The following is a 24,669-nucleotide window of genomic DNA, read 5'->3' on the forward strand; positions in this document are numbered from 1 at the left end:
GTGCACAGACGGCCACGGCTACATGGATCCGCTTCCGACGATGCGGCGCAGCACGTCAGGCCGGACGACGACGATCTTGCGGCGGCTCGTGACGACGATCCGTCTGTCCCGCAGCTCCTTCAGAAGCCGGGCAACCGCTTCCCGGGAGGCACCGACCGAGCCGGCGAATTCGTGCTGGCTGAGCGGAATGGTCAGCGCTATGCCCTCGTCGGTGCGGGTGCCATGGGTCCGTACGAGGTCCAGCAGCAGGACGGCGAGCCGTTCGCGCACGGTGAGGGCGGCCCACTCCAGCCGACGGCGGTCGGTCGAGCGCTGCCGGTCGGTGGCGAGCCCGAGCAGTTTCAGCGCCACCTGGGGGTTGCGGCTGAGGAACGCGGTGAAACGGCTCTGCTCGATGCCTACGGCTTCGACCTGCTCCAGAGCCGTCACCGTCGCCGATCGATGGCGTCCGCTGAGTGCAGCCCCCTCGCCGACTATGTCGCCGGGACCGCGGAGGGCGAGCAGGGCCTCGTAACCGTTGGCGGCCGTGGCGGTGACCTTGGTCCAGCCGCGGAGGATGAGCAGGACGTGGGAGGACGGCTCGTCCTGGCGCATGATGACGTCGCGGGACGGATAGGCCAGGGACCGGCCGATGGCGAGCAACGCGCCGCGGTCGCTCTGCTCGAGCCGGGCGAGAAAGGGCACCCGGTCGTCGAGCCCCCCGTCGCCCGTCGTGTGGGCTGTCTCCATGTGTTCCCCCGCTCTTCAGGCCGACCCGAACGTAATGAAGGCGGCCATGGAGCGAGAGACAACGGCTGAAACCGACTCCCGTTGAACAGCGAACGGCTGGATCGTGCGAGGAGCCCAGGTGACGGGCGTGGCGAAGAGGGGACAAGTCCGGCGTGTCGGCCCCCACCGCATTTGTTTTGACCAGACTCGATGAGGTAGGTACGCTCAGACCTTGTGCCTGGGGTGTGCCTGGGCTCGTGCGCGTGTCTTCAACCGCATCGCGAGTCCGTCAACAAGGCCACCGCGATCTGCGCCCCTTTCCGCCTCGCGGCGGGAGTTTGCAGCATTCGACACACCCGACCGCGTGGGTCGGGAACGTTCCAGGTTAGCTTTACTATTCGGCACACAGAAACCGGAGAAGTAGTGCCTACGATCCAGCAGCTGGTCCGTAAGGGCCGGCAGGACAAGGTCGAGAAGAACAAGACGCCCGCACTCGAGGGTTCGCCCCAGCGCCGTGGCGTCTGCACGCGTGTGTTCACGACCACCCCGAAGAAGCCGAACTCGGCCCTCCGTAAGGTCGCGCGTGTGCGTCTGACCTCCGGGATCGAGGTTACGGCCTACATTCCGGGTGAGGGACACAACCTGCAGGAGCACTCCATCGTGCTCGTGCGTGGTGGCCGTGTGAAGGACCTGCCTGGTGTTCGCTACAAGATCATCCGCGGTTCCCTCGACACCCAGGGTGTCAAGAACCGCAAGCAGGCCCGCAGCCGCTACGGCGCCAAGAAGGAGAAGTAAGAATGCCTCGTAAGGGCCCCGCCCCGAAGCGCCCGGTCATCATCGACCCGGTCTACGGTTCTCCTCTGGTGACCTCCCTCATCAACAAGGTGCTGCTGAACGGCAAGCGCTCCACCGCCGAGCGCATCGTGTACGGCGCCATGGAGGGCCTGCGCGAGAAGACCGGTAACGACCCGGTCATCACGCTGAAGCGCGCGCTCGAGAACATCAAGCCGACCCTTGAGGTCAAGTCCCGCCGTGTCGGTGGCGCGACCTACCAGGTCCCGATCGAGGTCAAGCCGGGCCGTGCGAACACGCTCGCCCTGCGCTGGCTGGTCGGTTACTCCCGCGCCCGTCGCGAGAAGACCATGACCGAGCGTCTGCTCAACGAACTCCTCGACGCCTCCAACGGCCTGGGTGCCGCTGTGAAGAAGCGCGAGGACACCCACAAGATGGCCGAGTCCAACAAGGCCTTCGCGCACTACCGCTGGTAGTCGCTCCCCACATCGAGACCGAGAGAAGACTGAGCCGACATGGCTACCACTTCACTTGACCTGGCCAAGGTGCGCAACATCGGCATCATGGCCCACATCGACGCGGGCAAGACGACGACCACCGAGCGGATTCTGTTCTACACCGGTGTCTCGTACAAGATCGGTGAGGTCCACGACGGCGCCGCGACGATGGACTGGATGGAGCAGGAGCAGGAGCGTGGCATCACGATCACCTCTGCTGCTACCACCTGTCACTGGCCGCTGAACGACGTCGACCACACCATCAACATCATCGACACCCCGGGCCACGTCGACTTCACCGTCGAGGTGGAGCGTTCGCTCCGCGTGCTCGACGGTGCCGTGACGGTGTTCGACGGCGTCGCCGGCGTTGAGCCCCAGTCCGAGACCGTGTGGCGTCAGGCGGACCGCTACGGCGTCCCGCGCATCTGCTTCGTCAACAAGCTCGACCGCACGGGTGCCGAGTTCCACCGCTGCGTCGACATGATCGTCGACCGCCTCGGTGCGACCCCCCTGGTCATGCAGCTGCCCATCGGCGCAGAGGCTGACTTCAAGGGCGTCGTCGACCTCGTCACCATGAAGGCCTTCGTCTGGTCCGCCGAGACCAAGATGGGCGAGGCCTACGACATCGTCGACATCCCCGACACGCACACCGAGGCTGCCGAGGAGTACCGCGGCAAGCTGCTCGAGGCCGTCGCGGAGAACGACGAAGAGATGATGGAGCTGTACCTCGAGGGCCAGGAGCCCACCGAGGACCAGCTGTACGCGGCGATCCGTCGCATCACCATCGCCTCCGGCAAGGGCGGCGACACCACCGTCACCCCCGTCTTCTGCGGTACCGCGTTCAAGAACAAGGGCGTCCAGCCCCTGCTCGACGCGGTCGTGCGCTACCTGCCGTCCCCCCTGGACGTCGAGGCCATCGAGGGCCACGACGTCAAGGACCCGGAGCAGGTCATCAAGCGCAAGCCGTCCGACGACGAGCCGCTGTCGGCCCTCGCCTTCAAGATCGCGAGCGACCCGCACCTCGGCAAGCTCACCTTCGTCCGGATCTACTCCGGTCGCCTGGACGCCGGCACCGCGGTGCTGAACTCCGTCAAGGGCAAGAAGGAGCGCATCGGCAAGATCTACCGCATGCACGCGAACAAGCGTGAGGAGATCGCCTCGGTGGGCGCCGGTGACATCGTCGCCGTCATGGGCCTGAAGCAGACCACCACGGGTGAGACGCTCTCCGACGACAAGAACCCGGTGATCCTGGAGTCCATGGACTTCCCGGCGCCGGTCATCGAGGTCGCCATCGAGCCGAAGTCCAAGGGCGACCAGGAGAAGCTGGGTGTCGCCATCCAGCGTCTCTCGGAGGAGGACCCCTCCTTCCGCGTTCACTCGGACGAGGAGACCGGCCAGACCATCATCGGTGGTATGGGCGAGCTTCACCTTGAGGTGCTCGTCGACCGCATGAAGCGCGAGTTCCGCGTCGAGGCGAACGTCGGCAAGCCGCAGGTGGCCTACCGCGAGACGATCCGCAAGGCCGTCGAGCGTGTGGACTTCACCCACAAGAAGCAGACCGGTGGTACCGGTCAGTTCGCGAAGGTGCAGATCGCGATCGAGCCCATCGAGGGCGGCGACGCGTCGTACGAGTTCGTGAACAAGGTCACGGGTGGCCGCATCCCCAAGGAGTACATCCCCTCGGTGGACGCGGGTGCTCAGGAGGCCATGCAGTTCGGCATCCTGGCGGGCTACGAGATGACGGGCGTCCGCGTCACGCTCATCGACGGCGCCTACCACGAGGTCGACTCCTCCGAGCTCGCCTTCAAGATCGCCGGTTCGCAGGCCTTCAAGGAGGCCGCGCGCAAGGCCAGCCCCGTGCTGCTCGAGCCGATGATGGCCGTCGAGGTCACCACGCCCGAGGACTACATGGGCGATGTCATCGGTGACATCAACTCCCGCCGTGGCCAGATCCAGGCCATGGAGGAGCGCAGCGGCGCTCGCGTCGTGAAGGGCCTCGTGCCCCTCTCGGAGATGTTCGGCTACGTCGGAGACCTCCGCAGCAAGACGTCGGGTCGCGCAAGCTACTCAATGCAGTTCGACTCCTACGCCGAGGTTCCGCGGAACGTCGCCGAGGAGATCATCGCGAAGGCCAAGGGCGAGTAACTCACCCCAGTTAACGCTTTAGGCTTGACACCATCCGCCGGGGTTCGACCCCGTAAGGCAAGAACCCCGGCGGCTGGCTTCCCAGCAAAGATCACCTGGCGCCGATGAAGCAAGGCGTACAGAACCACTCCCAGGAGGACCCAGTGGCGAAGGCGAAGTTCGAGCGGACTAAGCCGCACGTCAACATCGGCACCATCGGTCACATTGACCACGGTAAGACGACCCTCACGGCCGCCATTACCAAGGTGCTGCACGACGCGTACCCCGACCTGAACGAGGCCTCGGCCTTCGACCAGATCGACAAGGCTCCCGAGGAGCGCCAGCGCGGTATCACGATCTCGATCGCGCACGTCGAGTACCAGACGGAGACCCGTCACTACGCCCACGTCGACTGCCCCGGTCACGCGGACTACATCAAGAACATGATCACGGGTGCCGCGCAGATGGACGGCGCCATCCTCGTGGTCGCCGCCACCGACGGCCCGATGCCGCAGACCAAGGAGCACGTGCTCCTGGCCCGCCAGGTCGGCGTTCCGTACATCGTCGTCGCCCTGAACAAGGCCGACATGGTGGACGACGAGGAGATCATGGAGCTCGTCGAGCTCGAGGTCCGTGAGCTCCTCTCCGAGTACGAGTTCCCGGGCGACGACCTTCCGGTCGTGCGCGTCTCGGCGCTCAAGGCGCTCGAGGGCGACAAGGAGTGGGGTGAGTCCGTCCTCAACCTGATGAAGGCTGTCGACGAGTCCATCCCGGAGCCCGAGCGTGACGTCGACAAGCCGTTCCTGATGCCGATCGAGGACGTCTTCACGATCACCGGTCGTGGCACCGTCGTCACCGGTCGTATCGAGCGTGGTGTCCTCAAGGTCAACGAGACCGTCGACATCATCGGCATCAAGACCGAGAAGACCACCACCACGGTCACCGGCATCGAGATGTTCCGCAAGCTGCTCGACGAGGGCCAGGCCGGTGAGAACGTCGGTCTGCTCCTCCGTGGCATCAAGCGCGAGGACGTCGAGCGCGGCCAGGTCATCATCAAGCCCGGTTCGGTCACGCCGCACACCGAGTTCGAGGCCCAGGCCTACATCCTGTCGAAGGACGAGGGTGGCCGTCACACCCCCTTCTTCAACAACTACCGTCCGCAGTTCTACTTCCGCACCACGGACGTGACCGGCGTCGTGACCCTCCCCGAGGGCACCGAGATGGTCATGCCGGGCGACAACACCGAGATGACCGTCGAGCTCATCCAGCCCGTCGCCATGGAAGAGGGCCTGAAGTTCGCCATCCGTGAGGGTGGCCGGACCGTGGGCGCCGGCCAGGTCACCAAGATCAACAAGTAAGCTTCCCGCTTGCTTGAAGATCGGGGAGACCCGGTCGCTCTGAACTGAGCGCATCGCAGTACCAGCAGTACACGCAGTAGCGGAAGGGCCCGTACGACTTCGGTCGTACGGGCCCTTTCTCGTGTGCGGTGCCTGGGCCAGGGTGCGGTGCCTGGCCCAGGGCCTCAGAAGGCCAGGTAGGTGAGCTGGATGATGTAGACGCGTTCGCTGCGTACGACGATTTGGTACCGGAACATTCCGCCTCGGACGGTGATGTCGCCCCCCTTGGGGTCGACGCCTTGGTGACTGCGGCCATGTACGTGCAGTGCTTCGGCCGCCCTGACCAGTTCTTCCGCCTTGCGTTCCACCTCGGCGAGAAAGTCCGGAGGCGCGGTGCGTGCGGATTCCTCCGCCGCGAAGGCGTACTCCCAGCTCCAGGTCACATCCGTACTGCCTTCATGGCCTCGTCCAGGACGGCGCTCAGCTCGCTCAGTGCCGCATGGGCGAGGGCCGCGTCCGCATGCTCCAGATGGCGTATGGCATGGGCATGCCGTGCCGCCAGGTCGGGGCGGCGGGCGATCTCGATGTCCCTGGCCCAGGCCAGGACCCAGCTCTGCACCGGGCTGAGGGACTTCCACTCGACAGCCTTTGCGAAGGCCTCGTCCTTGGTCCGCTGCATCTCCGGCAGGCGTGCGGGGGCGACGATGGCGAGGGCGGCGCGGAGGGCGTCCGGCGTCTGCTCGGGGCGGGGGACCAGCTCGTGTCCGTGATCGGCCTGTGTGCTCATGGAGTCCTCCCGGTAGTGCCCTGGCCAGGTTAGTCGGCCGAGGCGCATGGGGTGTGAGGACGTGGACATGCGGGGTGTTCTCCCTGCTCAGTGGCTGCGGATGGAGTCGCCCGGCACTCGCGGCAGCGGCCTGGGGCCGGTGCGCGGAAGGCGCGGTCGCAGGAGTCGCAGTTGTGCAGGGGATGGCGTGCGGGTGGCGGGGCCGCGGCCGGGGCCCTGAACGGTGGGGGTGGCGGCAGCAGGGCCGCGAGGCGGTGGGCGAGCAGGGCGGCCGGTCGGCGTGGGCCCTCGGGTGGCAGGTCGCGGGTGAGGGCGTGGCGTACGGCGACGGGCTCGACGTCGCGTTCCAGCCAGGCGGCGACGCCGGGGGCCAGGTGGGCGGTGTCGTGGGCGGAGAGGAGCAGACGGGGGTCGTGGTGGCGCAGGTCCGCGAGGAGGGCGGTGGCCTGCTGGAGGAGCGCGGGGGCCGGGTACGCGGGGTGCGGTACGGCCGGGAGGGGGCGTGGCTGCTTGCGTGGCGGGGGGTTCGGCGCCGGGTGGTCGTTGGCCTCGGGCGGTCGGGTCCGCGGCGGAGCGGCGGCGAGCGGGTGCTGTCGGGCCGCGCCCGGCTGGTTGCAGGAGATCGTGCGGGTGACGATGCGGCCGGCGGGGGTGCGTTCGCGCTCGCGGCGCAGGTAGCCGTGGGCCTCCAGCTCGCGCAGGGCGGCGGCGATACGGGTCGTGCCCTCCGGGAAGCGGGCGGCGAGCGTCTTGATGTCGGCGCGGGCCCCGGCGGGCAGCGACTGGATGTGGCAGGCGAGGCCGATCGCCAGGAGGGAGAGCTCCGGGTGCTGGGTGAGGTGGTTGCCGATCACCGTGAAGCGGGTGGTGTGGCAGGTGTTGTCGTGAGCGATGCCGGAAGGGCGGGCGGCGGTGCGCCGCCGATGAGCGTCGGGCCGGGCTGGCGGCCGCTGGGTCGCTCGTGCGTGGGATTGACTGCCGCCCACGGCGGACCGGGCGCGCGGGGGCACGCTAGGGTTTTGGGTGTCCATCGGGAAGCTCTCTCTTCCTCGGTGGTCAGGCCCTCGCCAATGGGATTGCCGTCCCGGCGGGGGCCGTCGCATGTCTGCGGTTGTTTTGCCTGCTGGCGCCGAGAGTAAGGGAGTTGGGGGGCCGCAGATCCAGCTGAACCCGGGATGTTCACCCGCGTGAGTGAGCGGGGCGTGAGGCTGGACGCGGGGCGGGGTGGGGCTTGGTGGGGTTCTTTCTCACCCACGTTTCTTGAGGGAAGGCGCCCGCCACACCGGAGTACGTGGGGACGGGTTCCGGATGCTGAAGTTCCGGGACGGATCGGCGGTGGGGCGTTCACCGGGAGTGGCCGCAGGGCGGCCTGTGAACAACCCCAAGCAGCTCCGAGGCCTTGAACTGCGGTATGGCATGATCCGGCCAGACTTTTACCCCGAGGATGTCCTCAGGGCGGGGCGCAGGCGCCTGTCACGACCCATGGGTGATTACCTACGGTGACGAAATGGCGTAACGACGTGCAGGACCGTCGGACGGGGCGGGCCGCCACGCCGGGTTTGACCTTCGTCACTCACGGGGTAGTCTTCTCGGCTCGATTGGCCCCGGGCGTGCCCCATGTGGCAGACTGTCGGGGTTGCTCGGTTGAGTGCCGATGCTGCGCGCCTCCCGCCGGGAGGACCGGAAGCGAGTCCCACAGTACTCGTCGCCTTATCTGTCGCTTGCGGCAGCGCTGGGGCGGACGTACGGGAATCTTTCGGGAAGTGTCAGCGGGGGGCTCGACCAGGCGCCTGGTGGGTTTCTTCCCCCAGACCATGCGGCTTTGGGCCGCAGCCCCTTAGCAGGGAAATCCGTACGGATATCTCTGTCAGCGGGACTGCGACACGCCCGACCGCGTGGGTCGGAGGAAGTGTGAAACAGGGCCCACAGGTTCCAGAGCGTTACGAGAGACAGGACTACTAAGTAGCCATGGCGGGACAGAAGATCCGCATCCGGCTCAAGGCCTACGACCACGAGGTCATCGACTCTTCGGCGAAGAAGATCGTCGAGACGGTGACTCGCACTGGTGCGTCGGTCGCGGGCCCGGTGCCGCTGCCCACTGAGAAGAACGTGTACTGCGTCATCAAGTCGCCGCACAAGTACAAGGACTCGCGCGAGCACTTCGAGATGCGCACGCACAAGCGCCTGATCGACATCCTCGACCCGACGCCCAAGACCGTTGACTCGCTGATGCGCCTGGACCTTCCGGCCGGCGTTGACATCGAGATCAAGCTCTGAAGGGCGCGAAGAAGATGACCAAGCAGATCAAGGGCATCCTGGGCGAGAAGCTCGGCATGACCCAGGTCTGGGACGAGAACAACCGTGTCGTCCCGGTGACCGTGGTCAAGGCCGGGCCCTGCGTCGTTACCCAGGTCCGTACGAATGACAGCGACGGCTACGAGTCGGTCCAGATCGCCTTCGGCGAGATCGACCCGCGCAAGGTGAACAAGCCCCTCAAGGGCCACTTCGCCAAGGCCGACGTGACCCCCCGTCGCCACCTCGTCGAGATCCGTACCGCTGGTGCCAGCGAGTACACCCTCGGCCAGGAGCTGACCGCCGAGACGTTCGAGGCCGGTATCAAGGTCGACGTCACCGGCAAGAGCAAGGGCAAGGGCTTCGCCGGTGTGATGAAGCGTCACAACTTCCACGGCGGCAAGGCCTCCCACGGTGCCCACCGCGTGCACCGCAAGCCCGGTTCCATCGGTGGCTGTGCCACCCCCGGCCGTGTCTTCAAGGGCATGCGCATGGCGGGCCGCATGGGCAACGAGCGGGTCACCACCCAGAACCTGACCGTCCACGCCGTTGACGCGGAGAAGGGTCTGCTGCTCATCAAGGGCGCGGTTCCTGGTCCGAACGGCGGCCTCGTCCTGGTCCGTACCGCGGCCAAGGGGGCCTGAGGTAACCCATGAGCACCATTGACATCCTTTCGCCGGCAGGCGACAAGACCGGGACGGTCGAGCTCCCCGCGGAGATCTTCGACGTCGAGAAGATCAGCATCCCGCTGATCCACCAGGTCGTCGTCGCGCAGCTGGCCGCGGCCCGTCAGGGCACGCACAAGACCAAGACCCGCGGTGAAGTCCGTGGTGGTGGCAAGAAGCCTTACCGCCAGAAGGGCACCGGCCGCGCGCGCCAGGGTTCGACCCGTGCGCCGCAGTTCGCCGGCGGTGGCGTCGTCCACGGCCCCGTGCCGCGTGACTACTCCCAGCGCACCCCCAAGAAGATGAAGGCTGCCGCTCTGCGTCACGCCCTCACCGACCGGGCGCGCAACTCCCGCATCCACGTCGTTTCCGGCGTGGTCGAGGGCGAGATCTCGACGAAGGCCGCGAAGAGCCTGCTCAGCAAGGTCAGCGAGCGCAAGAACGTGCTGCTGGTCATCGAGCGCTCGGACGAGCTGTCGCTGCTCTCCGCCCGCAACCTGCCCCAGGTGCACATCCTGGAGCCGGGCCAGCTGAACACGTACGACGTGCTCGTCTCGGACGACGTGGTCTTCACCAAGGCCGCCTTCGAGTCCTTCGTGTCTGGCCCCAAGGCCAATGAGACCGAAGGGAGCGAAGCCTGATGGCTATTCGTCACCAGAGCATCGCGTCCAAGGCTGCGAAGGCCGCCAAGGCCGCGCGTGTCGCCAAGGCGAAGCGCATCGCGACCGAGGGCAAGATCGCTGTTGAGCCCACTCCGCTGAGCAAGTCCTTCTCGGACCCGCGCGACGTCCTCGTCAAGCCGGTCGTCTCCGAGAAGTCGTACGCGCTGCTCGACGAGGGCAAGTACACGTTCATCGTGGCCCCCGGCTCCAACAAGACCCAGATCAAGCAGGCCGTCGAGGCGGTCTTCTCGGTCAAGGTCACCGGAGTCAACACGATCAACCGTCAGGGCAAGCGCAAGCGCACCAAGTCTGGTTTCGGCAAGCGTGCCGACACCAAGCGCGCGATTGTGACCCTTGCTGAGGGCGACCGTATCGACATCTTCGGCCAGGCCTCCTAACGGAGTGCCCTGGTCCGAATATCGGACGAGGACTGAGAAATGGGAATCCGCAAGTACAAGCCGACTACGCCGGGCCGTCGTGGCTCCAGCGTCGCCGACTTCGTCGAGGTAACGCGGTCCACGCCGGAGAAGTCGCTGGTTCGCCCGCTGCACAGCAAGGGCGGCCGTAACAACGCCGGTCGGATCACCGTTCGTCACCAGGGTGGCGGACACAAGCGCGCCTACCGCGTGATCGACTTCCGTCGTCACGACAAGGACGGCGTGCCGGCCAAGGTCGCGCACATCGAGTACGACCCCAACCGCACCGCGCGCATCGCGCTGCTGCACTACGCGGACGGCGAGAAGCGCTACATCCTCGCCCCGCGCGGCACGCAGCAGGGTGACCGGATCGAGAGTGGCCCCGGCGCCGACATCAAGCCCGGCAACAACCTGGCGCTGCGCAACATCCCGGTCGGTACGACCATCCACGCCATCGAGCTGCGGCCCGGCGGCGGCGCGAAGTTCGCCCGCTCCGCGGGTGCCTCCGTGCAGCTGCTCGCGAAGGAAGGCGCCATGGCGCACCTTCGTATGCCGTCCGGTGAAATCCGCCTGGTCGACGTCCGCTGCCGCGCCACCATCGGCGAGGTCGGCAACGCCGAGCAGTCGAACATCAACTGGGGCAAGGCCGGCCGCATGCGCTGGAAGGGCGTCCGCCCGACCGTGCGTGGTGTCGTGATGAACCCGGTCGACCACCCGCACGGTGGTGGTGAAGGCAAGACCTCCGGTGGTCGTCACCCGGTCTCGCCGTGGGGCAAGAAGGAGGGTCGTACTCGTGATCGCAACAAGGCGAGCAACAAGTACATCGTCCGCCGCCGCAAGTCGAACAAGAAGCGCTAGGAGCGGGTTTAGATGCCGCGCAGTCTCAAGAAGGGGCCCTTCGTCGACGACCACCTCGTAAAGAAGGTGGACGCCCAGAACGAAGCCGGCACCAAGAACGTCATCAAGACCTGGTCCCGTCGCTCGATGATCATCCCCAGCATGCTGGGCCACACGATCGCGGTGCACAACGGCAAGACCCACATCCCGGTGTTCGTCACCGAGTCGATGGTCGGCCACAAGCTCGGCGAGTTCTCGCCGACGCGCACCTTCCGGGGTCACGTCAAGGACGACCGGAAGTCGAAGCGCCGCTAAGGCGGGGTGGAATCGACTATGACTAACACCGAAGGGACAACCATGGAAGCCAGGGCCCAGGCGCGGTACATCCGCGTCACGCCCATGAAGGCCCGCCGCGTGGTGGACCTCATCCGTGGCATGGATGCCACGGAGGCTCAGGCGGTCCTGCGTTTCGCCCCGCAGGCCGCGAGCGTGCCGGTCGGCAAGGTGCTGGACAGCGCCATTGCCAACGCCGCGCACAACTACGACCACACCGACGCCTCTTCGCTGGTCATCAGCGAGGCGTACGTGGATGAGGGCCCGACCCTGAAGCGGTTCCGTCCGCGTGCTCAGGGCCGTGCCTACCGGATCCGTAAGCGGACCAGCCACATCACCGTGGTCGTCAGCAGCAAGGAAGGAACCCGGTAATGGGCCAGAAGGTAAACCCGCACGGGTTCCGGCTCGGTGTCACCACCGACTTCAAGTCGCGTTGGTACGCCGACAAGCTGTACAAGGACTACGTCAAGGAAGACGTCGCCATCCGTCGGATGATGACGTCCGGCATGGAGCGCGCCGGCATCTCGAAGGTGGAGATCGAGCGCACCCGTGACCGCGTGCGTGTGGACATCCACACCGCTCGTCCCGGCATCGTCATCGGCCGCCGTGGCGCCGAGGCCGACCGCATCCGCGGTGACCTCGAGAAGCTCACGGGCAAGCAGGTCCAGCTGAACATCCTCGAGGTCAAGAACCCCGAGGTCGACGCTCAGCTCGTGGCCCAGGCCGTGGCGGAGCAGCTGTCCTCCCGCGTCTCCTTCCGTCGTGCCATGCGTAAGAGCATGCAGTCGGCGATGAAGGCGGGCGCCAAGGGCATCAAGATCCAGTGTGGTGGTCGTCTCGGCGGTGCCGAGATGTCCCGCTCGGAGTTCTACCGCGAGGGCCGCGTGCCCCTGCACACGCTCCGCGCCAACGTCGACTACGGCTTCTTCGAGGCCAAGACGACCTTCGGCCGCATCGGCGTGAAGGTCTGGATCTACAAGGGCGACGTCAAGAACATCGCCGAGGTCCGCGCCGAGAACGCCGCTGCCCGCGCCGGCAACCGCCCGGCCCGTGGTGGCAACGACCGCCCGGCCCGTGGTGGCCGCGGTGGCGAGCGTGGCGGTCGCGGTCGCAAGCCGCAGCAGTCGGCTCCGGCCGCCGAGGCCCCCAAGGCCGAGGCGCCCGCCGCTGCTCCGGCTGCTGAGAGCACCGGAACGGAGGCCTGACCGAAATGCTGATCCCCCGTAGGGTCAAGCACCGCAAGCAGCACCACCCGAAGCGCAGCGGTATGTCCAAGGGTGGTACGCAGGTTGCGTTCGGCGAGTACGGCATTCAGGCCCTCACTCCGGCGTACGTGACCAACCGCCAGATCGAGGCGGCCCGTATCGCGATGACCCGCCACATCAAGCGTGGCGGCAAGGTCTGGATCAACATCTACCCGGACCGTCCGCTCACCAAGAAGCCCGCCGAGACCCGCATGGGTTCCGGTAAGGGTTCTCCCGAGTGGTGGATCGCGAACGTCAAGCCCGGTCGGGTGATGTTCGAGCTGTCCTACCCGAACGAGAAGATTGCTCGTGAGGCGCTCACCCGCGCTGCTCACAAGCTTCCGATGAAGTGCCGCATCGTCCGGCGCGAGGCAGGTGAGTCGTGATGTCGGCCGGTACCAAGGCTTCCGAGCTGCGCGAGCTGGGCGACGAGGAGCTTGTCAACAAGCTCCGCGAAGCCAAGGAAGAGCTGTTCAACCTCCGCTTCCAGGCGGCGACGGGCCAGCTCGAGAACCACGGTCGGCTCAAGGCCGTCCGTAAGGACATCGCGCGGATCTACACCCTGATGCGTGAGCGCGAGCTGGGCATCGAGACGGTGGAGAGCGCCTGATGAGCGAGAGCAACGTGACTGAGAACACCGAGACCCGCGGCTTCCGCAAGACCCGTGAGGGTCTGGTCGTCAGCGACAAGATGGACAAGACCGTCGTCGTCGCCGTCGAGGACCGCGTCAAGCACGCGCTGTACGGCAAGGTCATCCGCCGTACGAACAAGCTCAAGGCGCACGACGAGCAGAACGCTGCCGGCGTCGGCGACCGCGTCCTCCTGATGGAGACGCGTCCGCTGTCGGCGACCAAGCGCTGGCGCATCGTCGAGATCCTCGAGAAGGCCAAGTAATTCTCCGAGGGGCACCCCCCTCGGAGTTCGTTCCGCCAGGCTCGGCAGGGGCCCATCTCGTAAGAGAGCAGCCCCTGCCGGGAACCGGCAGACAATCAGGAGATAGACGTGATCCAGCAGGAGTCGCGACTTCGCGTCGCCGACAACACGGGTGCGAAGGAAATTCTCACCATTCGTGTTCTCGGTGGCTCGGGTCGCCGCTACGCGGGTATCGGTGACGTCATCGTCGCCACCGTCAAGGACGCGATCCCCGGTGGCAACGTGAAGAAGGGTGACGTCGTCAAGGCGGTCATCGTTCGCACCGTCAAGGAGCGCCGCCGTCCGGACGGCTCGTACATCCGCTTCGACGAGAACGCCGCCGTCATTCTGAAGAACGACGGCGACCCTCGCGGCACCCGTATCTTCGGCCCCGTCGGCCGTGAGCTGCGCGAGAAGAAGTTCATGAAGATCATCTCGCTCGCGCCGGAGGTGCTGTAAGCATGAAGATCAAGAAGGGCGACCTGGTCCAGGTCATCACCGGTAAGGACAAGGGCAAGCAGGGCAAGGTCATTGCCGCTTACCCGCGCGAGGAGCGCGTCCTGGTCGAGGGTGTCAACCGGGTCAAGAAGCACACGAAGGCCGGCCCGACCGCCAGCGGCTCGCAGGCCGGTGGCATCGTGACGACCGAGGCCCCCGTCCACGTCTCCAACGTCCAGCTGGTCGTGGAGAAGGACGGCAACAAGGTCGTCACGCGCGTCGGTTACCGCTTCGACGACGAGGGCAACAAGATCCGCGTTGCCAAGCGGACGGGTGAGGACATCTGATGACGACCACCACCACTCCGCGTCTCAAGACGAAGTACCGCGAGGAGATCGCGGGCAAGCTGCGTGAGGAGTTCTCGTACGAGAACGTCATGCAGATCCCCGGCCTGGTCAAGATCGTGGTCAACATGGGTGTCGGCGACGCCGCCCGTGACTCGAAGCTGATCGACGGTGCCATCCGCGACCTCACCACGATCACCGGCCAGAAGCCGGCCGTGACGAAGGCCCGGAAGTCCATCGCGCAGTTCAAGCTGCGCGAGGGTCAGCCGATCGGCTGCCACGTCACGCTCCGTGGCGACCGCATGTGGGAGTTCCTGGACCGCACCCTGTCGCTCGCGCTGCCGCGCATCCGCGACTTCCGCGGTCTGTCCCCCAAGCAGTTCGACGGCCGTGGCAACTACACCTTCGGTCTCACGGAGCAGGTCATGTTCCACGAGATCGACCAGGACAAGATCGACCGCGTCCGGGGTATGGACATCACCGTGGTCACCACGGCGACCAACGACGCTGAGGGCCGTGCGCTCCTTCGTCACCTCGGCTTCCCGTTCAAGGAGGCGTAAGCGAGATGGCGAAGAAGGCTCTGATTGCCAAGGCTGCTCGTAAGCCCAAGTTCGGTGTGCGTGCGTACACCCGCTGCCAGCGCTGCGGCCGTCCGCACTCCGTCTACCGCAAGTTCGGCCTCTGCCGCGTGTGCCTTCGTGAGATGGCTCACCGTGGCGAGCTGCCGGGCGTGACCAAGAGCTCCTGGTAGTCCTCCCTTTTCAAGGGTTTTAGGACTCCTGGATCTCTCGGTAAGTAAAGGGTCGGCAGAGGCCCCGCTCTCCATGGCTTAGGCTAGGAGGGTTGGGCGTCTGCCGCCCTGACCGACTTACTACGCCGTAGGTCCCCGCGCCGCACCCGTCCCGCCTCTGAGTGGGGAGAGGGATGGCGCAGATAGGAAACCCCGGCGAGAGAGGCCGAAGGCCAATTCATGACCATGACTGATCCGATCGCGGACATGCTGACTCGTCTGCGTAACGCGAACTCGGCGTACCACGACACCGTGGCGATGCCGCACAGCAAGATCAAGTCTCACATCGCGGAGATCCTCCAGCAGGAGGGCTTCATCACGGGCTGGAAGGTCGAGGACGCCGAGGTTGGCAAGAGCCTCGTTCTCGAGCTGAAGTTCGGCCCGAACCGTGAGCGCTCCATCGCGGGCATCAAGCGGATCTCCAAGCCCGGTCTCCGGGTTTACGCGAAGTCCACCAACCTGCCCAAGGTCCTCGGCGGCCTCGGCGTGGCGATCATCTCCACGTCGCACGGTCTTCTGACCGGCCAGCAGGCAGGCAAGAAGGGCGTAGGTGGGGAAGTCCTCGCCTACGTCTGGTAGTCGGGAACGGAGGAATAGCTAATGTCGCGTATTGGCAAGCTCCCCATCACGGTTCCCGCCGGCGTGGACGTCACCATCGACGGCCAGACGGTCGCGGTCAAGGGTCCCAAGGGCACCCTGAGCCACACCGTCGTCGCGCCGATCGAGATCGCTAAGGGTGAGGACGGCGTTCTGAACGTCACCCGCCCGAACGACGAGCGTCAGAACAAGGCCCTGCACGGCCTGTCCCGCACGCTGGTGGCGAACATGATCACCGGCGTGACCCAGGGTTACGTGAAGAAGCTCGAAATCAGCGGTGTCGGTTACCGCGTCCTGGCGAAGGGCTCCAACCTGGAGTTCTCGCTCGGCTACAGCCACCCGATCCTGATCGAGGCGCCCGAGGGCATCTCCTTCAAGGTCGAATCGGCGACCAAGTTCTCGGTCGAGGGCATCGACAAGCAGAAGGTCGGCGAGGTTGCGGCCAACATCCGCAAGCTGCGCAAGCCTGACCCGTACAAGGCCAAGGGCGTCAAGTACGAAGGCGAAGTCATCCGCCGCAAGGTCGGAAAGGCGGGTAAGTAAGCCATGGCATACGGTGTCAAGATTGCTAAGGGCGACGCTTACAAGCGTGCTGCCATCAAGCGTCGTCACATCCGCATCCGTAAGCACATCTCGGGTACGGCTGAGCGTCCGCGCCTGGTCGTGACGCGCTCCAACCGCCACATCGTGGCCCAGGTCATCGACGACATCAAGGGTCACACCCTTGCGTCGGCGTCGACCCTGGACAGCACGATCCGCGGCGCCGAGGGCGACAAGTCCGCGGCCGCCAAGTCGGTCGGCGCCCTGGTCGCCGAGCGCGCCAAGGCCGCCGGTGTCGAGACTGTCGTGTTCGACCGTGGTGGTAACCAGTACGCCGGGCGCATCGCCGCCCTGGCGGACGCCGCCCGCGAAGCCGGACTCAAGTTCTGAGTCGTCCGTCGCGCAGCGACTTGTGTCACTGCGTAGCTAGCGGAAACAGAGAGAGGTAATTCCAATGGCTGGACCCCAGCGCCGCGGTGGCGGTGCCGGTGGCGGCGAGCGGCGGGACCGGAAGGGTCGCGACGGTGGCAACGCCGCCGCCGAGAAGACCGCGTACGTTGAGCGCGTTGTCGCGATCAACCGCGTCGCCAAGGTTGTGAAGGGTGGTCGTCGCTTCAGCTTCACCGCGCTGGTCGTGGTGGGCGACGGTGACGGCACCGTGGGTGTCGGTTACGGCAAGGCCAAGGAGGTGCCGGCCGCCATCGCCAAGGGTGTTGAGGAGGCCAAGAAGCACTTCTTCAAGGTCCCCCGTATCCAGGGCACCATCCCGCACCCGATCACGGGCGAGAAGGCCGCGGGCGTCGTCCTGCTCAAGCCTGCTTCCCCCGGTACCGGTGTTATCGCCGGTGGCCCGGTGCGTGCCGTGCTCGAGTGCGCCGGCGTTCACGACATCCTGTCGAAGTCGCTCGGTTCGTCGAACGCGATCAACATCGTGCACGCGACCGTGGCGGCCCTCAAGGGTCTGCAGCGTCCCGAGGAGATCGCGGCTCGCCGTGGTCTGCCGCTTGAGGACGTCGCTCCCGCGGCTCTGCTGCGGGCGCGTGCCGGGGCTGGTGCTGCGTAATGGCACAGCTCAAGATCACGCAGACGAAGTCGTACATCGGCAGCAAGCAGAACCACCGCGACACCCTGCGTTCCCTTGGTCTCAAGGGCATCAACACGCAGGTCGTCAAGGAGGACCGTCCCGAGTTCCGCGGCATGGTGCACACCGTCCGCCACCTCGTGACGGTTGAGGAGGTCGACTGACATGGCGGAGCAGAACCCGCTGAAGGTCCACAACCTCCGGCCCGCCCCGGGCGCCAAGACCGCCAAGACCCGTGTGGGTCGTGGTGAGGCGTCCAAGGGTAAGACCGCTGGTCGTGGTACCAAGGGCACCAAGGCCCGTTACCAGGTTCCGGAGCGCTTCGAGGGTGGCCAGATGCCCCTCCACATGCGTCTCCCGAAGCTCAAGGGCTTCAAGAACCCGTTCAAGACCGAGTTCCAGGTCGTGAACCTCGACAAGCTGAGCGCGCTGTACCCGGAGGGTGGCGAGGTCACCGTCGAGGGTCTCGTCGCCAAGGGCGCCGTTCGCAAGAACAGCCTCGTCAAGGTCCTCGGCCAGGGTGAGCTCACCGTGGCGCTGCAGGTGACGGTCGACGCCGTCTCCGGCTCCGCCAAGGAGAAGATCACCGCCGCGGGCGGTACTGTCACCGAGCTCGTCTGACTTCCTCAGACGTGTCGATGACATGAGCGATTCCCAGCCGGGGATGCCCCACAAAAGGGGCATCCCCGGTTGGTCGTTCCAAGGGGGGCACGGACGCCGGTAAGGTGGCGTGCACTGTCTAAGCTCCGTGCGGTCTGCCCGCACGGTTTTGTTGACTGATACGTATTCGTCGAACCTCAAGACCACCACCTCTGGCGCACGCGCGCGGGGGTCGCAGGAGGCACCGTGCTCACCGCGTTCGCCCGGGCGTTCAAGACGCCCGACCTGCGCAAGAAGCTGCTCTTCACGCTCGGCATCATCGTGATCTACCGGGTGGGTACGCATGTGCCGATTCCCGGGGTCAGCTACAAGAACGTCCAGGCCTGTATCGACAATCAGAGTCAGACTCAGGGCTTGTTCGGTCTCGTCAACATGTTCAGTGGTGGCGCGCTGCTCCAGATCACGATTTTCGCGCTCGGCATCATGCCGTACATCACGGCGAGCATCATTCTGCAGCTGCTGACCGTGGTGATCCCCCGGCTTGAGGCCCTCAAGAAGGAGGGTCAGGCCGGCACGGCGAAGATCACGCAGTACACGCGCTATCTGACGATCGCGCTCGCGATCCTTCAGGGCACGGGCCTGGTGGCCACCGCCCGCACCGGCACCCTCTTCCAGGGCTGCCCCGTCGCCAGCGAGATCGTCCCCGACCAGTCGATCTTCGTCACCATCACCATGGTCATCACGATGACCGCCGGTACGGCCTGCGTGATGTGGCTCGGTGAGCTCATCACCGACCGCGGCATCGGCAACGGCATGTCGATCCTGATGTTCATCTCGATCGCCGCGACCTTCCCGGCCGCCCTGTGGGCCATCAAGGAGCAGGGCTCGCTGGCCGATGGCTGGATCGAGTTCGGCACCGTCATCGCAGTCGGTCTTGTCATGGTCGGCCTGGTGGTCTTCGTCGAGCAGGCGCAGCGGCGCATCCCCGTCCAGTACGCGAAGCGCATGATCGGCCGCCGATCCTACGGGGGGACGTCGACGTACATCCCGCTGAAGGTGAACCAGGCGGGCATCATCCCTGTGATCTTTGCCTCTTCGCTGCTCTACATTCCGGCGCTGGTCGCCCAGTTCGCGGGCGGCAATGCGGGATGGAAGACGTGGATCGAGGCGAACCTGACCAAGGGTGACCATCCGATTTACATCGCCACGTACTTCATCCTGATCGTCTTCTTCGCCTTCTTCTACGTCGCGATCTCCTTCAACCCCGAGGAAGTCGCCGACAACATGAAGAAGTATGGTGGCTTCATCCCGGGCATCCGGGCTGGCCGTCCGACCGCTGAGTACCTGAGCTACGTACTCAACCGGATCACCTGGCCGGGTTCGCTGTATCTGGGTCTGATCGCTCTTGTGCCGACGATGGCGTTGGTGGGCTTCGGGGCAAACCAGAACTTCCCGTTCGGCGGGACGAGCATCCTCATCATCGTGGGTGTGGGTCTGGAAACCGTGAAGCAGATCGAGAGCCAGCTCCAGCAGCGCAATTACGAAGGGTTCCTCCGCTGATGCGAATCGTCCTCGTCGGGCCGCCCGGTGCGGGCAAGGGCACGCAGGCCGCGTACCTCGCCAAGAACCTGTCGATCCCGCACATCTCCACGGGCGACCTCTTCCGTGCCCATATGAGCCAGGGCACGGAGCTGGGCAAGCGGGCGAAGGAGTACATCCACGCCGGCAACCTCGTGCCCGACGAAGTGACGATCGGCATGGCGAAGGAGCGCATGGCGCAGCCGGACGCCGTGAACGGATTCCTGCTCGACGGCTTCCCGCGCAACGTCTCGCAGGCGGAGGCGCTGGACGTGGCGCTGAAGGCCGATGACGTGAAGCTCGACGCCGTCCTGGACCTGGAGGTCCCCGAGGACGAGGTCGTCAAGCGGATCGCCGGCCGTCGCGTCTGCCGCAAGGAGTCCAGCCACGTCTTCCACGTGACGTACTCGCCGCCGAAGCAGGAGGGCGTCTGTGACGTCTGCGGCGGTGAGCTGTACCAGCGCTCGGACGACAGCGAGGACACCGTCCGCAAGCGCCTTGAGGTCTACCACACGCAGACCGAGCCGATCATCGACTACTACCGGACCCAGGGTCTGGTCGTCACGATCTCGGCGCTCGGCAAGGTGGACGAGGTCACCGAGCGTGCGATGGAAGCCCTGAAGGGCGACAAGTAGTCAGTACGCTGTTTCGGCCGCGGTGCCCGTCGGGGGACCGCGGCCGTACTGTTGTCTACGTACGTGTCGCGTGTACGTAGCCGGTTGTGTTGTGCGTACGCGGCCGGATTGTCGACGGATGACGGAGAGCGGAAGCCCCATGGTGCAGATCAAGACCCCCGAGCAGATCGCGAAGATGCGTGAGGCGGGCCTTGTCGTCGCCGCGATTCACGCCGCCACGCGTGAGGCGGCGGTGCCCGGCGCCACCACCAGGGATCTCGACGAGGTCGCCCGCAAGGTGATCGCCGAGCACGGCGCGAAGTCGAACTTCCTCGGGTACGGCGGCTTCCCCGCCACGATCTGCACCTCGGTCAACGAGGTCGTCGTCCACGGCATCCCCGACGACAAGACCGTCCTCAAGGACGGCGACATCATCTCCATCGACGCCGGCGCGATCATCGACGGCTGGCACGGCGACGCGGCGTACACCGCGTTCGTCGGCACCGGTCACGCCCCGGAGCTGATCGAGCTCTCCCGGGTGACCGAGGAGTCGATGTGGGCCGGTCTCGCGGCCATGAAGCAGGGCAACCGGCTCGTGGACATCTCCCGCGCCATCGAGACGTACATCCGCCGCCAGCCGAAGCCGGGCGGCGGCAAGTACGGGATCATCGAGGACTACGGCGGCCACGGCATCGGCACCGAGATGCACATGGACCCCCACCTCCTGAACTACGTCGAGCGCCGCCGCGGCAAGGGCCCCAAGCTGGTCCCCGGCTTCTGCCTCGCGATCGAGCCGATGGTCTCCCTCGGCACTCCCCGCACGGAGGTCCTGGAGGATGACTGGACGGTCATCACGACGGACGGCACGTGGTCCTCGCACTGGGAGCACTCGGTGGCGTTGACGGAGGAGGGTCCGCTGGTGCTGACGGCTCCGGACTGCGGTCGGGCGAAGCTGGCGGAGTACGGGGTGACGGCGGCGCCGGATCCGTTGGGCCGAGCGTGACCCCCTTGCTTAAGGATCTCCGTCGTGGGGCAGACTTTCTCGATTCGTCTTTCGGGGTGTGCTGACGTAGACTGACGCGTCGGCTCTCGTGCATACGTGTGTCTCCATTCGGAGATGTGCCCGTACGTGGCCGATCAAGGTAGTCGATTCGAAGGGCGAAGCGTGGCCAAGAAGCAAGGTGCCATCGAGATCGAAGGCACTGTCGTCGAGTCTCTTCCGAACGCCATGTTCAAGGTGGAGCTCCAGAACGGCCACCAGGTCCTGGCACACATCAGCGGCAAGATGCGTATGCACTACATCCGCATCCTCCCTGACGACCGGGTCGTGGTGGAGCTGTCTCCGTACGACCTGACGCGTGGCCGGATCGTCTACCGGTACAAGTAGATCTTGCCCGCACTCCGCCGCGGCGGGGTGGTGGCACTGACCCGGAGAACCTCACCCAATGAAGGTCAAGCCGAGCGTCAAGAAGATCTGCGACAAGTGCAGGGTGATCCGCCGTCACGGCCGGGTCATGATCATCTGCGACAACCCGCGCCACAAGCAGCGCCAGGGCTGACGCACGACTGCAGTTCGCAGAGTTTCGCGCGACGCACGTAATACACATATGCAGGACCCGTCCCTCTTCAGTTCCTTTGGTAATGGAGGGCGACACCCCCGGTCGGAGGCCGGGGACCCAGTACGTACCAAATCTTCTCCAGTGGAAGAGGACGGCGTCTGGGAGTGGTTCTGCTGAAGACCTCCGAAGAATCAACAGGAGCCATGAATGGCACGCGTTGAAGGCGTTGACCTCCCGCGCGACAAGCGCATCGAGGTTGCCCTCACCTACGTGTTCGGCATCGGCCGCACGCTGGCCCAGCAGACGCTGGACGCCACCGAGGTGGACCGCAACACCCGCGTCCGCGACCTGACCGAGGAAGACCTCGTCAAGATCCGCGAGTACGTGGACGCCAACATCAAGACCGAGGGTGACCTCCGTCGCGAGATTCAGGCCGACATCCGCCGCAAGGTCGAGATCGGCTGCTACCAGGGTCTGCGTCACCGTCGTGGCCTGCCCGTCCACGGTCAGCGCACCAGCACGAACGCCCGCACCCGCAAGGGCCCGCGTCGCGCCATTGCCGGTAAGAAGAAGCCGGGCAAGAAGTAGTCCTCGCTCAGCGGTCTATCGACAGCTGACGCTGCAGGACCGACCACCTCCCGTAGGAGTTATAGATGCCCCCCAAGGGTCGTCAGGGCGCTGCCAAGAAGGTGCGCCGCAAGGAAAAGAAGAACGTTGCCCACGGGTACGCTCACATCAAGAGCACGTTCAACAACACGATCGTGTCCATCACGGACCCGACCGGCAACGTGATCTCGTGGGCCTCCGCCGGCCACGTCGGCTTCAAGGGCTCGCGCAAGTCCACGCCGTTCGCCGCGCAGATGGCCGCCGAGTCGGCTGCCCGTCGCGCGCAGGAGCACGGCATGCGCAAGGTCGACGTCTTCGTCAAGGGCCCGGGTTCCGGTCGCGAGACCGCCATCCGTTCGCTCCAGGCGACCGGCCTTGAGGTCGGCTCGATCCAGGACGTGACGCCCACGCCGCACAACGGCTGCCGTCCGCCCAAGCGCCGCCGCGTCTGACGCACGGCAGTCTGTCTTGAGGTTCCGGGCGGTACGGCTCTTCGGAGGCGTGCCGCCCGTACCCTTGTAGTGAATTCAGGGCATCAAATAGTGGGTGCCCCTGACTGAAGGATCGCAACATGCTGATTGCTCAGCGTCCCTCGTTGACCGAAGAAGTCGTCGACGAATTCCGCTCCCGGTTCGTGATCGAACCGCTGGAGCCGGGCTTCGGGTACACCCTCGGCAACTCCCTGCGTCGTACGCTCCTCTCCTCGATCCCGGGTGCGGCTGTCACGTCCATCCGCATCGACGGTGTCCTGCACGAGTTCACCACCGTGCCGGGCGTCAAGGAGGACGTCACCGACCTGATCCTCAACATCAAGCAGCTGGTCGTCTCCAGCGAGCACGACGAGCCCGTCGTCATGTACCTGCGCAAGCAGGGTCCGGGTCTGGTCACCGCCGCTGACATCGCCCCGCCGGCCGGTGTCGAGGTCCACAACCCCGACCTCGTCCTCGCCACGCTCAACGGCAAGGGCAAGCTGGAGATGGAGCTGACCGTCGAGCGCGGCCGCGGCTACGTCTCCGCCGTCCAGAACAAGCAGGTCGGTCAGGAGATCGGGCGCATCCCGGTCGACTCGATCTACTCGCCGGTGCTCAAGGTCACGTACAAGGTCGAGGCGACCCGTGTCGAGCAGCGCACCGACTTCGACAAGCTGATCGTCGACGTCGAGACCAAGCAGGCCATGCGTCCGCGTGACGCCATGGCGTCGGCCGGCAAGACCCTGGTCGAGCTGTTCGGTCTGGCCCGCGAGCTCAACATCGACGCCGAGGGCATCGACATGGGCCCGTCCCCGACGGACGCCGCCCTGGCCGCCGACCTGGCGCTGCCGATCGAGGAGCTGGAGCTCACCGTTCGGTCGTACAACTGCCTCAAGCGCGAGGGCATCCACTCGGTGGGCGAGCTCGTGGCCCGCTCCGAGGCGGACCTGCTCGACATTCGCAACTTCGGTGCGAAGTCGATCGACGAGGTCAAGATGAAGCTCAACGGGATGGGTCTCGCGCTGAAGGACTCGCCTCCCGGCTTCGACCCGACCGCCGCCGCGGACGCCTTTGGCGCCGACGACGACGCGGACGCCGGGTTCGTCGAGACCGAGCAGTACTAAGAGTTCGGACTGACGGTTCGATTTTGGCTGCGGGACCGTTGTGGCTGGTCGCGCAGTTCCCCGCGCCCCTTTTCAGGGGCGCGGGATCCACTGACCCCGGTACCTGATACGGCCGGGGCAGACATCAAGGAGAAACACCATGCCGAAGCCTGCCAAGGGTGCCCGTCTGGGCGGCAGCGCCGCGCACGAGAAGCTTCTGCTGGCGAACCTCGCCAAGCAGCTCTTCGAGTACGGCCGCATCACCACCACCGAGGCGAAGGCCCGTCGCCTGCGTCCGTACGCGGAGCGTCTGGTCACCAAGGCGAAGAAGGGTGACCTTCACAACCGCCGCCAGGTGCTGTCCGTCATCACCGACAAGAGCATCGTGCACACGCTCTTCACGGAGATCGGCCCGCGCTACGAGAACCGCCCGGGTGGTTACACCCGTATCACCAAGATCGGTAACCGTCGTGGCGACAACGCGCCCATGGCGATCATCGAGCTGGTGGAGGCCCTGACCGTGGCCCAGGAGGCCACCGGTGAGGCCGAGGCCGCGACCAAGCGTGCGGTCAAGGAAGACTCCCTCAAGAAGGACGACGCCGCCGAGGCCAAGTCCGACGAGGCTGTCGAGGCTCCGGCCGAGGAGTCGAAGGACGCGTAAGTGTCCTGACGGGGACTGCGCGTCGTCGGCTGCGGCCTCGTCGTGGCCGGTCGCGCAGTTCCCCGCGCCCCTTCAGGGCGTC

The 24,669-nt window shown here is 66.0% G+C and carries 38 protein-coding genes and 1 pseudogene; 35 read left to right on the plus strand and 4 right to left on the minus strand.

The genetic code is table 11. The annotated features are described in order from the left end of the window. Nucleotides 1-18: 18 nt before the first annotated feature. Nucleotides 19-729, minus strand: coding sequence for a Crp/Fnr family transcriptional regulator (locus tag ACOBQB_RS32075; protein WP_423596699.1), 711 nt, complete (start codon nucleotides 727-729; stop codon nucleotides 19-21). Nucleotides 730-1,131: 402 nt separating this feature from the next. On the opposite strand from ACOBQB_RS32075, the gene rpsL reads away from it, so the two are divergent. The 4 genes from rpsL to tuf all read left to right on the plus strand — a co-directional run bounded on the left by rpsL (nucleotide 1,132) and on the right by tuf (nucleotide 5,479). Then, nucleotides 1,132-1,503: a 30S ribosomal protein S12 gene (gene rpsL / locus ACOBQB_RS32080; protein ID WP_003948652.1), complete on the plus strand. Its 372-nt coding sequence runs from the start codon at nucleotides 1,132-1,134 to the stop codon at nucleotides 1,501-1,503. A gap of 2 nt (nucleotides 1,504-1,505) precedes the next feature. Then, complete coding sequence (rpsG, locus tag ACOBQB_RS32085) at nucleotides 1,506-1,976, plus strand: 30S ribosomal protein S7 (RefSeq protein WP_003974303.1); 471 nt, start codon at nucleotides 1,506-1,508, stop codon at nucleotides 1,974-1,976. A gap of 39 nt (nucleotides 1,977-2,015) precedes the next feature. After that, nucleotides 2,016-4,142, plus strand: coding sequence for an elongation factor G (gene fusA, locus ACOBQB_RS32090; protein ID WP_423596701.1), 2,127 nt, complete (start codon nucleotides 2,016-2,018; stop codon nucleotides 4,140-4,142). A 143-nt stretch (nucleotides 4,143-4,285) separates the two neighbouring features. Beyond that, a complete protein-coding gene (tuf, locus tag ACOBQB_RS32095) occupies nucleotides 4,286-5,479 on the plus strand; it encodes an elongation factor Tu (protein WP_358577467.1) in 1,194 nt (397 codons plus the stop codon). Nucleotides 5,480-5,643: 164 nt separating this feature from the next. Here the strand turns inward: tuf and ACOBQB_RS32100 are convergent, their stop codons facing one another. The 3 genes from ACOBQB_RS32100 to ACOBQB_RS32110 are packed head-to-tail and all read right to left on the minus strand — an operon-like array spanning nucleotide 5,644 to nucleotide 7,276. After that, nucleotides 5,644-5,901: a hypothetical protein gene (locus ACOBQB_RS32100; protein ID WP_423596703.1), complete on the minus strand. Its 258-nt coding sequence runs from the start codon at nucleotides 5,899-5,901 to the stop codon at nucleotides 5,644-5,646. Continuing rightward, nucleotides 5,898-6,245, minus strand: coding sequence for a hypothetical protein (locus ACOBQB_RS32105; RefSeq protein WP_423596705.1), 348 nt, complete (start codon nucleotides 6,243-6,245; stop codon nucleotides 5,898-5,900). Before ACOBQB_RS32105 ends, ACOBQB_RS32100 begins: the two co-directional genes overlap by 4 nt. 29 nt (nucleotides 6,246-6,274) lie before the next feature. Then, entirely contained in the window at nucleotides 6,275-7,276 is a 1,002-nt protein-coding gene (locus ACOBQB_RS32110) for a helix-turn-helix domain-containing protein (protein WP_423596707.1), read from the minus strand. Nucleotides 7,277-7,523: 247 nt separating this feature from the next. Between ACOBQB_RS32110 and ACOBQB_RS32115 the strand changes: the two are divergent. From ACOBQB_RS32115 to rplQ, 31 genes and pseudogenes are all read left to right on the plus strand, one after another. Next, nucleotides 7,524-7,761: pseudogene (locus ACOBQB_RS32115) on the plus strand (hypothetical protein); the annotation flags it as partial. A 452-nt stretch (nucleotides 7,762-8,213) separates the two neighbouring features. Next, a complete protein-coding gene (gene rpsJ, locus ACOBQB_RS32120; RefSeq protein WP_003948644.1) occupies nucleotides 8,214-8,522 on the plus strand; it encodes a 30S ribosomal protein S10 in 309 nt (102 codons plus the stop codon). Nucleotides 8,523-8,536: 14 nt separating this feature from the next. After that, nucleotides 8,537-9,181, plus strand: coding sequence for a 50S ribosomal protein L3 (rplC, locus tag ACOBQB_RS32125; RefSeq protein WP_030782583.1), 645 nt, complete (start codon nucleotides 8,537-8,539; stop codon nucleotides 9,179-9,181). An 8-nt stretch (nucleotides 9,182-9,189) separates the two neighbouring features. Beyond that, nucleotides 9,190-9,843 carry a 50S ribosomal protein L4 gene (gene rplD / locus ACOBQB_RS32130; RefSeq protein ID WP_423596709.1) on the plus strand — a complete coding sequence of 218 codons (654 nt, stop codon included), beginning with the start codon at nucleotides 9,190-9,192 and terminating at the stop codon, nucleotides 9,841-9,843. Next, a complete protein-coding gene (gene rplW / locus ACOBQB_RS32135) occupies nucleotides 9,843-10,262 on the plus strand; it encodes a 50S ribosomal protein L23 (protein ID WP_125514474.1) in 420 nt (139 codons plus the stop codon). The genes rplD and rplW overlap by 1 nt, the downstream gene beginning before the upstream one ends. Before the next feature lie 39 nt (nucleotides 10,263-10,301). Next, nucleotides 10,302-11,138, plus strand: coding sequence for a 50S ribosomal protein L2 (gene rplB / locus ACOBQB_RS32140; RefSeq protein ID WP_030782576.1), 837 nt, complete (start codon nucleotides 10,302-10,304; stop codon nucleotides 11,136-11,138). A gap of 12 nt (nucleotides 11,139-11,150) precedes the next feature. After that, the gene (gene rpsS, locus ACOBQB_RS32145; protein ID WP_030782571.1) at nucleotides 11,151-11,432 is read left to right on the plus strand and encodes a 30S ribosomal protein S19; all 282 of its coding nucleotides are present in this window, start codon (nucleotides 11,151-11,153) and stop codon (nucleotides 11,430-11,432) included. Between the two features lie 42 nt (nucleotides 11,433-11,474). Beyond that, the gene (rplV, locus tag ACOBQB_RS32150) at nucleotides 11,475-11,822 is read left to right on the plus strand and encodes a 50S ribosomal protein L22 (RefSeq protein WP_004571827.1); all 348 of its coding nucleotides are present in this window, start codon (nucleotides 11,475-11,477) and stop codon (nucleotides 11,820-11,822) included. Then, nucleotides 11,822-12,655, plus strand: coding sequence for a 30S ribosomal protein S3 (gene rpsC / locus ACOBQB_RS32155; protein ID WP_055564829.1), 834 nt, complete (start codon nucleotides 11,822-11,824; stop codon nucleotides 12,653-12,655). The genes rplV and rpsC overlap by 1 nt, the downstream gene beginning before the upstream one ends. Before the next feature lie 5 nt (nucleotides 12,656-12,660). Next, nucleotides 12,661-13,080, plus strand: coding sequence for a 50S ribosomal protein L16 (gene rplP / locus ACOBQB_RS32160; protein ID WP_014047785.1), 420 nt, complete (start codon nucleotides 12,661-12,663; stop codon nucleotides 13,078-13,080). Beyond that, complete coding sequence (rpmC, locus tag ACOBQB_RS32165) at nucleotides 13,080-13,304, plus strand: 50S ribosomal protein L29 (RefSeq protein WP_127912615.1); 225 nt, start codon at nucleotides 13,080-13,082, stop codon at nucleotides 13,302-13,304. The genes rplP and rpmC overlap by 1 nt, the downstream gene beginning before the upstream one ends. Continuing rightward, nucleotides 13,304-13,588, plus strand: a complete 285-nt coding sequence (gene rpsQ / locus ACOBQB_RS32170; protein ID WP_125514477.1) for a 30S ribosomal protein S17 — start codon at nucleotides 13,304-13,306, stop codon at nucleotides 13,586-13,588. The genes rpmC and rpsQ overlap by 1 nt, the downstream gene beginning before the upstream one ends. A 108-nt stretch (nucleotides 13,589-13,696) precedes the next feature. Next, nucleotides 13,697-14,065, plus strand: a complete 369-nt coding sequence (gene rplN, locus ACOBQB_RS32175) for a 50S ribosomal protein L14 (RefSeq protein ID WP_003974257.1) — start codon at nucleotides 13,697-13,699, stop codon at nucleotides 14,063-14,065. Nucleotides 14,066-14,067: 2 nt separating this feature from the next. Further along, nucleotides 14,068-14,391, plus strand: coding sequence for a 50S ribosomal protein L24 (gene rplX, locus ACOBQB_RS32180; RefSeq protein WP_030685463.1), 324 nt, complete (start codon nucleotides 14,068-14,070; stop codon nucleotides 14,389-14,391). Further along, entirely contained in the window at nucleotides 14,391-14,948 is a 558-nt protein-coding gene (rplE, locus tag ACOBQB_RS32185; RefSeq protein ID WP_062775145.1) for a 50S ribosomal protein L5, read from the plus strand. Before rplX ends, rplE begins: the two co-directional genes overlap by 1 nt. 5 nt (nucleotides 14,949-14,953) lie before the next feature. Then, nucleotides 14,954-15,139 carry a type Z 30S ribosomal protein S14 gene (locus ACOBQB_RS32190; protein WP_003956452.1) on the plus strand — a complete coding sequence of 62 codons (186 nt, stop codon included), beginning with the start codon at nucleotides 14,954-14,956 and terminating at the stop codon, nucleotides 15,137-15,139. 219 nt (nucleotides 15,140-15,358) lie between these two features. Beyond that, the gene (gene rpsH / locus ACOBQB_RS32195; RefSeq protein ID WP_028812365.1) at nucleotides 15,359-15,757 is read left to right on the plus strand and encodes a 30S ribosomal protein S8; all 399 of its coding nucleotides are present in this window, start codon (nucleotides 15,359-15,361) and stop codon (nucleotides 15,755-15,757) included. A 21-nt stretch (nucleotides 15,758-15,778) separates the two neighbouring features. Next, on the plus strand, nucleotides 15,779-16,318 hold the full coding sequence (rplF, locus tag ACOBQB_RS32200; RefSeq protein WP_125514479.1) for a 50S ribosomal protein L6: 540 nt from the start codon (nucleotides 15,779-15,781) through the stop codon (nucleotides 16,316-16,318). A gap of 3 nt (nucleotides 16,319-16,321) precedes the next feature. Next, entirely contained in the window at nucleotides 16,322-16,705 is a 384-nt protein-coding gene (rplR, locus tag ACOBQB_RS32205; protein ID WP_127912613.1) for a 50S ribosomal protein L18, read from the plus strand. A 64-nt stretch (nucleotides 16,706-16,769) separates the two neighbouring features. Then, nucleotides 16,770-17,378, plus strand: coding sequence for a 30S ribosomal protein S5 (rpsE, locus tag ACOBQB_RS32210; protein ID WP_127912612.1), 609 nt, complete (start codon nucleotides 16,770-16,772; stop codon nucleotides 17,376-17,378). After that, the gene (gene rpmD / locus ACOBQB_RS32215) at nucleotides 17,378-17,560 is read left to right on the plus strand and encodes a 50S ribosomal protein L30 (protein WP_005481207.1); all 183 of its coding nucleotides are present in this window, start codon (nucleotides 17,378-17,380) and stop codon (nucleotides 17,558-17,560) included. Before rpsE ends, rpmD begins: the two co-directional genes overlap by 1 nt. A gap of 1 nt (nucleotide 17,561) precedes the next feature. Next, nucleotides 17,562-18,017 (plus strand): 50S ribosomal protein L15, encoded by a 456-nt coding sequence (gene rplO, locus ACOBQB_RS32220; protein WP_062775150.1) that lies wholly within the window; start codon nucleotides 17,562-17,564, stop codon nucleotides 18,015-18,017. A gap of 225 nt (nucleotides 18,018-18,242) precedes the next feature. Next, nucleotides 18,243-19,556: a preprotein translocase subunit SecY gene (gene secY / locus ACOBQB_RS32225; protein WP_423596717.1), complete on the plus strand. Its 1,314-nt coding sequence runs from the start codon at nucleotides 18,243-18,245 to the stop codon at nucleotides 19,554-19,556. Then, nucleotides 19,556-20,209, plus strand: a complete 654-nt coding sequence (locus ACOBQB_RS32230) for an adenylate kinase (RefSeq protein ID WP_423596719.1) — start codon at nucleotides 19,556-19,558, stop codon at nucleotides 20,207-20,209. Before secY ends, ACOBQB_RS32230 begins: the two co-directional genes overlap by 1 nt. A 139-nt stretch (nucleotides 20,210-20,348) precedes the next feature. After that, entirely contained in the window at nucleotides 20,349-21,191 is an 843-nt protein-coding gene (gene map / locus ACOBQB_RS32235; RefSeq protein ID WP_423598899.1) for a type I methionyl aminopeptidase, read from the plus strand. 162 nt (nucleotides 21,192-21,353) lie between these two features. Next, entirely contained in the window at nucleotides 21,354-21,575 is a 222-nt protein-coding gene (gene infA / locus ACOBQB_RS32240; RefSeq protein WP_003948620.1) for a translation initiation factor IF-1, read from the plus strand. 58 nt (nucleotides 21,576-21,633) lie between these two features. Next, the gene (gene rpmJ / locus ACOBQB_RS32245; RefSeq protein ID WP_003948619.1) at nucleotides 21,634-21,747 is read left to right on the plus strand and encodes a 50S ribosomal protein L36; all 114 of its coding nucleotides are present in this window, start codon (nucleotides 21,634-21,636) and stop codon (nucleotides 21,745-21,747) included. A 207-nt stretch (nucleotides 21,748-21,954) separates the two neighbouring features. After that, entirely contained in the window at nucleotides 21,955-22,335 is a 381-nt protein-coding gene (rpsM, locus tag ACOBQB_RS32250; RefSeq protein WP_423596721.1) for a 30S ribosomal protein S13, read from the plus strand. Nucleotides 22,336-22,400: 65 nt separating this feature from the next. After that, nucleotides 22,401-22,805, plus strand: coding sequence for a 30S ribosomal protein S11 (gene rpsK, locus ACOBQB_RS32255; RefSeq protein WP_423596723.1), 405 nt, complete (start codon nucleotides 22,401-22,403; stop codon nucleotides 22,803-22,805). A gap of 119 nt (nucleotides 22,806-22,924) precedes the next feature. Beyond that, entirely contained in the window at nucleotides 22,925-23,947 is a 1,023-nt protein-coding gene (locus tag ACOBQB_RS32260) for a DNA-directed RNA polymerase subunit alpha (protein WP_016645160.1), read from the plus strand. Between the two features lie 139 nt (nucleotides 23,948-24,086). Next, complete coding sequence (rplQ, locus tag ACOBQB_RS32265) at nucleotides 24,087-24,587, plus strand: 50S ribosomal protein L17 (protein WP_219686924.1); 501 nt, start codon at nucleotides 24,087-24,089, stop codon at nucleotides 24,585-24,587. Nucleotides 24,588-24,669: the final 82 nt, after the last annotated feature.

Origin of the sequence: Streptomyces sp. G5(2025), from assembly GCF_049542075.1 — a bacterium.
Classification (GTDB): domain Bacteria; phylum Actinomycetota; class Actinomycetes; order Streptomycetales; family Streptomycetaceae; genus Streptomyces.

Excerpts from the sequence above, each read along its gene's own strand:
- rpsS (WP_030782571.1), top strand. The coding sequence starts at position 11,151 with ATGCCGCGCAGTCTCAAGAAGGGGCCCTTCGTCGACGACCACCTCGTA.
- ACOBQB_RS32260 (WP_016645160.1), top strand. The coding sequence starts at position 22,925 with ATGCTGATTGCTCAGCGTCCCTCGTTGACCGAAGAAGTCGTCGACGAA.
- rpmD (WP_005481207.1), top strand. The coding sequence starts at position 17,378 with ATGGCACAGCTCAAGATCACGCAGACGAAGTCGTACATCGGCAGCAAG.
- rplC (WP_030782583.1), top strand. The coding sequence starts at position 8,537 with ATGACCAAGCAGATCAAGGGCATCCTGGGCGAGAAGCTCGGCATGACC.
- ACOBQB_RS32075 (WP_423596699.1), bottom strand. The coding sequence starts at position 729 with ATGGAGACAGCCCACACGACGGGCGACGGGGGGCTCGACGACCGGGTG.
- rpsC (WP_055564829.1), top strand. The coding sequence starts at position 11,822 with ATGGGCCAGAAGGTAAACCCGCACGGGTTCCGGCTCGGTGTCACCACC.
- rpsE (WP_127912612.1), top strand. The coding sequence starts at position 16,770 with ATGGCTGGACCCCAGCGCCGCGGTGGCGGTGCCGGTGGCGGCGAGCGG.
- map (WP_423598899.1), top strand. The coding sequence starts at position 20,349 with ATGGTGCAGATCAAGACCCCCGAGCAGATCGCGAAGATGCGTGAGGCG.
- rpsQ (WP_125514477.1), top strand. The coding sequence starts at position 13,304 with ATGAGCGAGAGCAACGTGACTGAGAACACCGAGACCCGCGGCTTCCGC.
- rpsG (WP_003974303.1), top strand. The coding sequence starts at position 1,506 with ATGCCTCGTAAGGGCCCCGCCCCGAAGCGCCCGGTCATCATCGACCCG.
- rplF (WP_125514479.1), top strand. The coding sequence starts at position 15,779 with ATGTCGCGTATTGGCAAGCTCCCCATCACGGTTCCCGCCGGCGTGGAC.
- rplD (WP_423596709.1), top strand. The coding sequence starts at position 9,190 with ATGAGCACCATTGACATCCTTTCGCCGGCAGGCGACAAGACCGGGACG.
- rpsM (WP_423596721.1), top strand. The coding sequence starts at position 21,955 with ATGGCACGCGTTGAAGGCGTTGACCTCCCGCGCGACAAGCGCATCGAG.
- ACOBQB_RS32230 (WP_423596719.1), top strand. The coding sequence starts at position 19,556 with ATGCGAATCGTCCTCGTCGGGCCGCCCGGTGCGGGCAAGGGCACGCAG.
- rplV (WP_004571827.1), top strand. The coding sequence starts at position 11,475 with ATGGAAGCCAGGGCCCAGGCGCGGTACATCCGCGTCACGCCCATGAAG.
- rplB (WP_030782576.1), top strand. The coding sequence starts at position 10,302 with ATGGGAATCCGCAAGTACAAGCCGACTACGCCGGGCCGTCGTGGCTCC.
- ACOBQB_RS32105 (WP_423596705.1), bottom strand. The coding sequence starts at position 6,245 with ATGAGCACACAGGCCGATCACGGACACGAGCTGGTCCCCCGCCCCGAG.
- fusA (WP_423596701.1), top strand. The coding sequence starts at position 2,016 with ATGGCTACCACTTCACTTGACCTGGCCAAGGTGCGCAACATCGGCATC.
- rplE (WP_062775145.1), top strand. The coding sequence starts at position 14,391 with ATGACGACCACCACCACTCCGCGTCTCAAGACGAAGTACCGCGAGGAG.
- rpsK (WP_423596723.1), top strand. The coding sequence starts at position 22,401 with ATGCCCCCCAAGGGTCGTCAGGGCGCTGCCAAGAAGGTGCGCCGCAAG.
- rplQ (WP_219686924.1), top strand. The coding sequence starts at position 24,087 with ATGCCGAAGCCTGCCAAGGGTGCCCGTCTGGGCGGCAGCGCCGCGCAC.
- rpsJ (WP_003948644.1), top strand. The coding sequence starts at position 8,214 with ATGGCGGGACAGAAGATCCGCATCCGGCTCAAGGCCTACGACCACGAG.
- rplW (WP_125514474.1), top strand. The coding sequence starts at position 9,843 with ATGGCTATTCGTCACCAGAGCATCGCGTCCAAGGCTGCGAAGGCCGCC.
- ACOBQB_RS32110 (WP_423596707.1), bottom strand. The coding sequence starts at position 7,276 with ATGGACACCCAAAACCCTAGCGTGCCCCCGCGCGCCCGGTCCGCCGTG.
- ACOBQB_RS32190 (WP_003956452.1), top strand. The coding sequence starts at position 14,954 with ATGGCGAAGAAGGCTCTGATTGCCAAGGCTGCTCGTAAGCCCAAGTTC.
- rpmC (WP_127912615.1), top strand. The coding sequence starts at position 13,080 with ATGTCGGCCGGTACCAAGGCTTCCGAGCTGCGCGAGCTGGGCGACGAG.
- rplO (WP_062775150.1), top strand. The coding sequence starts at position 17,562 with ATGGCGGAGCAGAACCCGCTGAAGGTCCACAACCTCCGGCCCGCCCCG.
- rplP (WP_014047785.1), top strand. The coding sequence starts at position 12,661 with ATGCTGATCCCCCGTAGGGTCAAGCACCGCAAGCAGCACCACCCGAAG.
- rpmJ (WP_003948619.1), top strand. The coding sequence starts at position 21,634 with ATGAAGGTCAAGCCGAGCGTCAAGAAGATCTGCGACAAGTGCAGGGTG.
- rplR (WP_127912613.1), top strand. The coding sequence starts at position 16,322 with ATGGCATACGGTGTCAAGATTGCTAAGGGCGACGCTTACAAGCGTGCT.
- rplX (WP_030685463.1), top strand. The coding sequence starts at position 14,068 with ATGAAGATCAAGAAGGGCGACCTGGTCCAGGTCATCACCGGTAAGGAC.
- rpsH (WP_028812365.1), top strand. The coding sequence starts at position 15,359 with ATGACCATGACTGATCCGATCGCGGACATGCTGACTCGTCTGCGTAAC.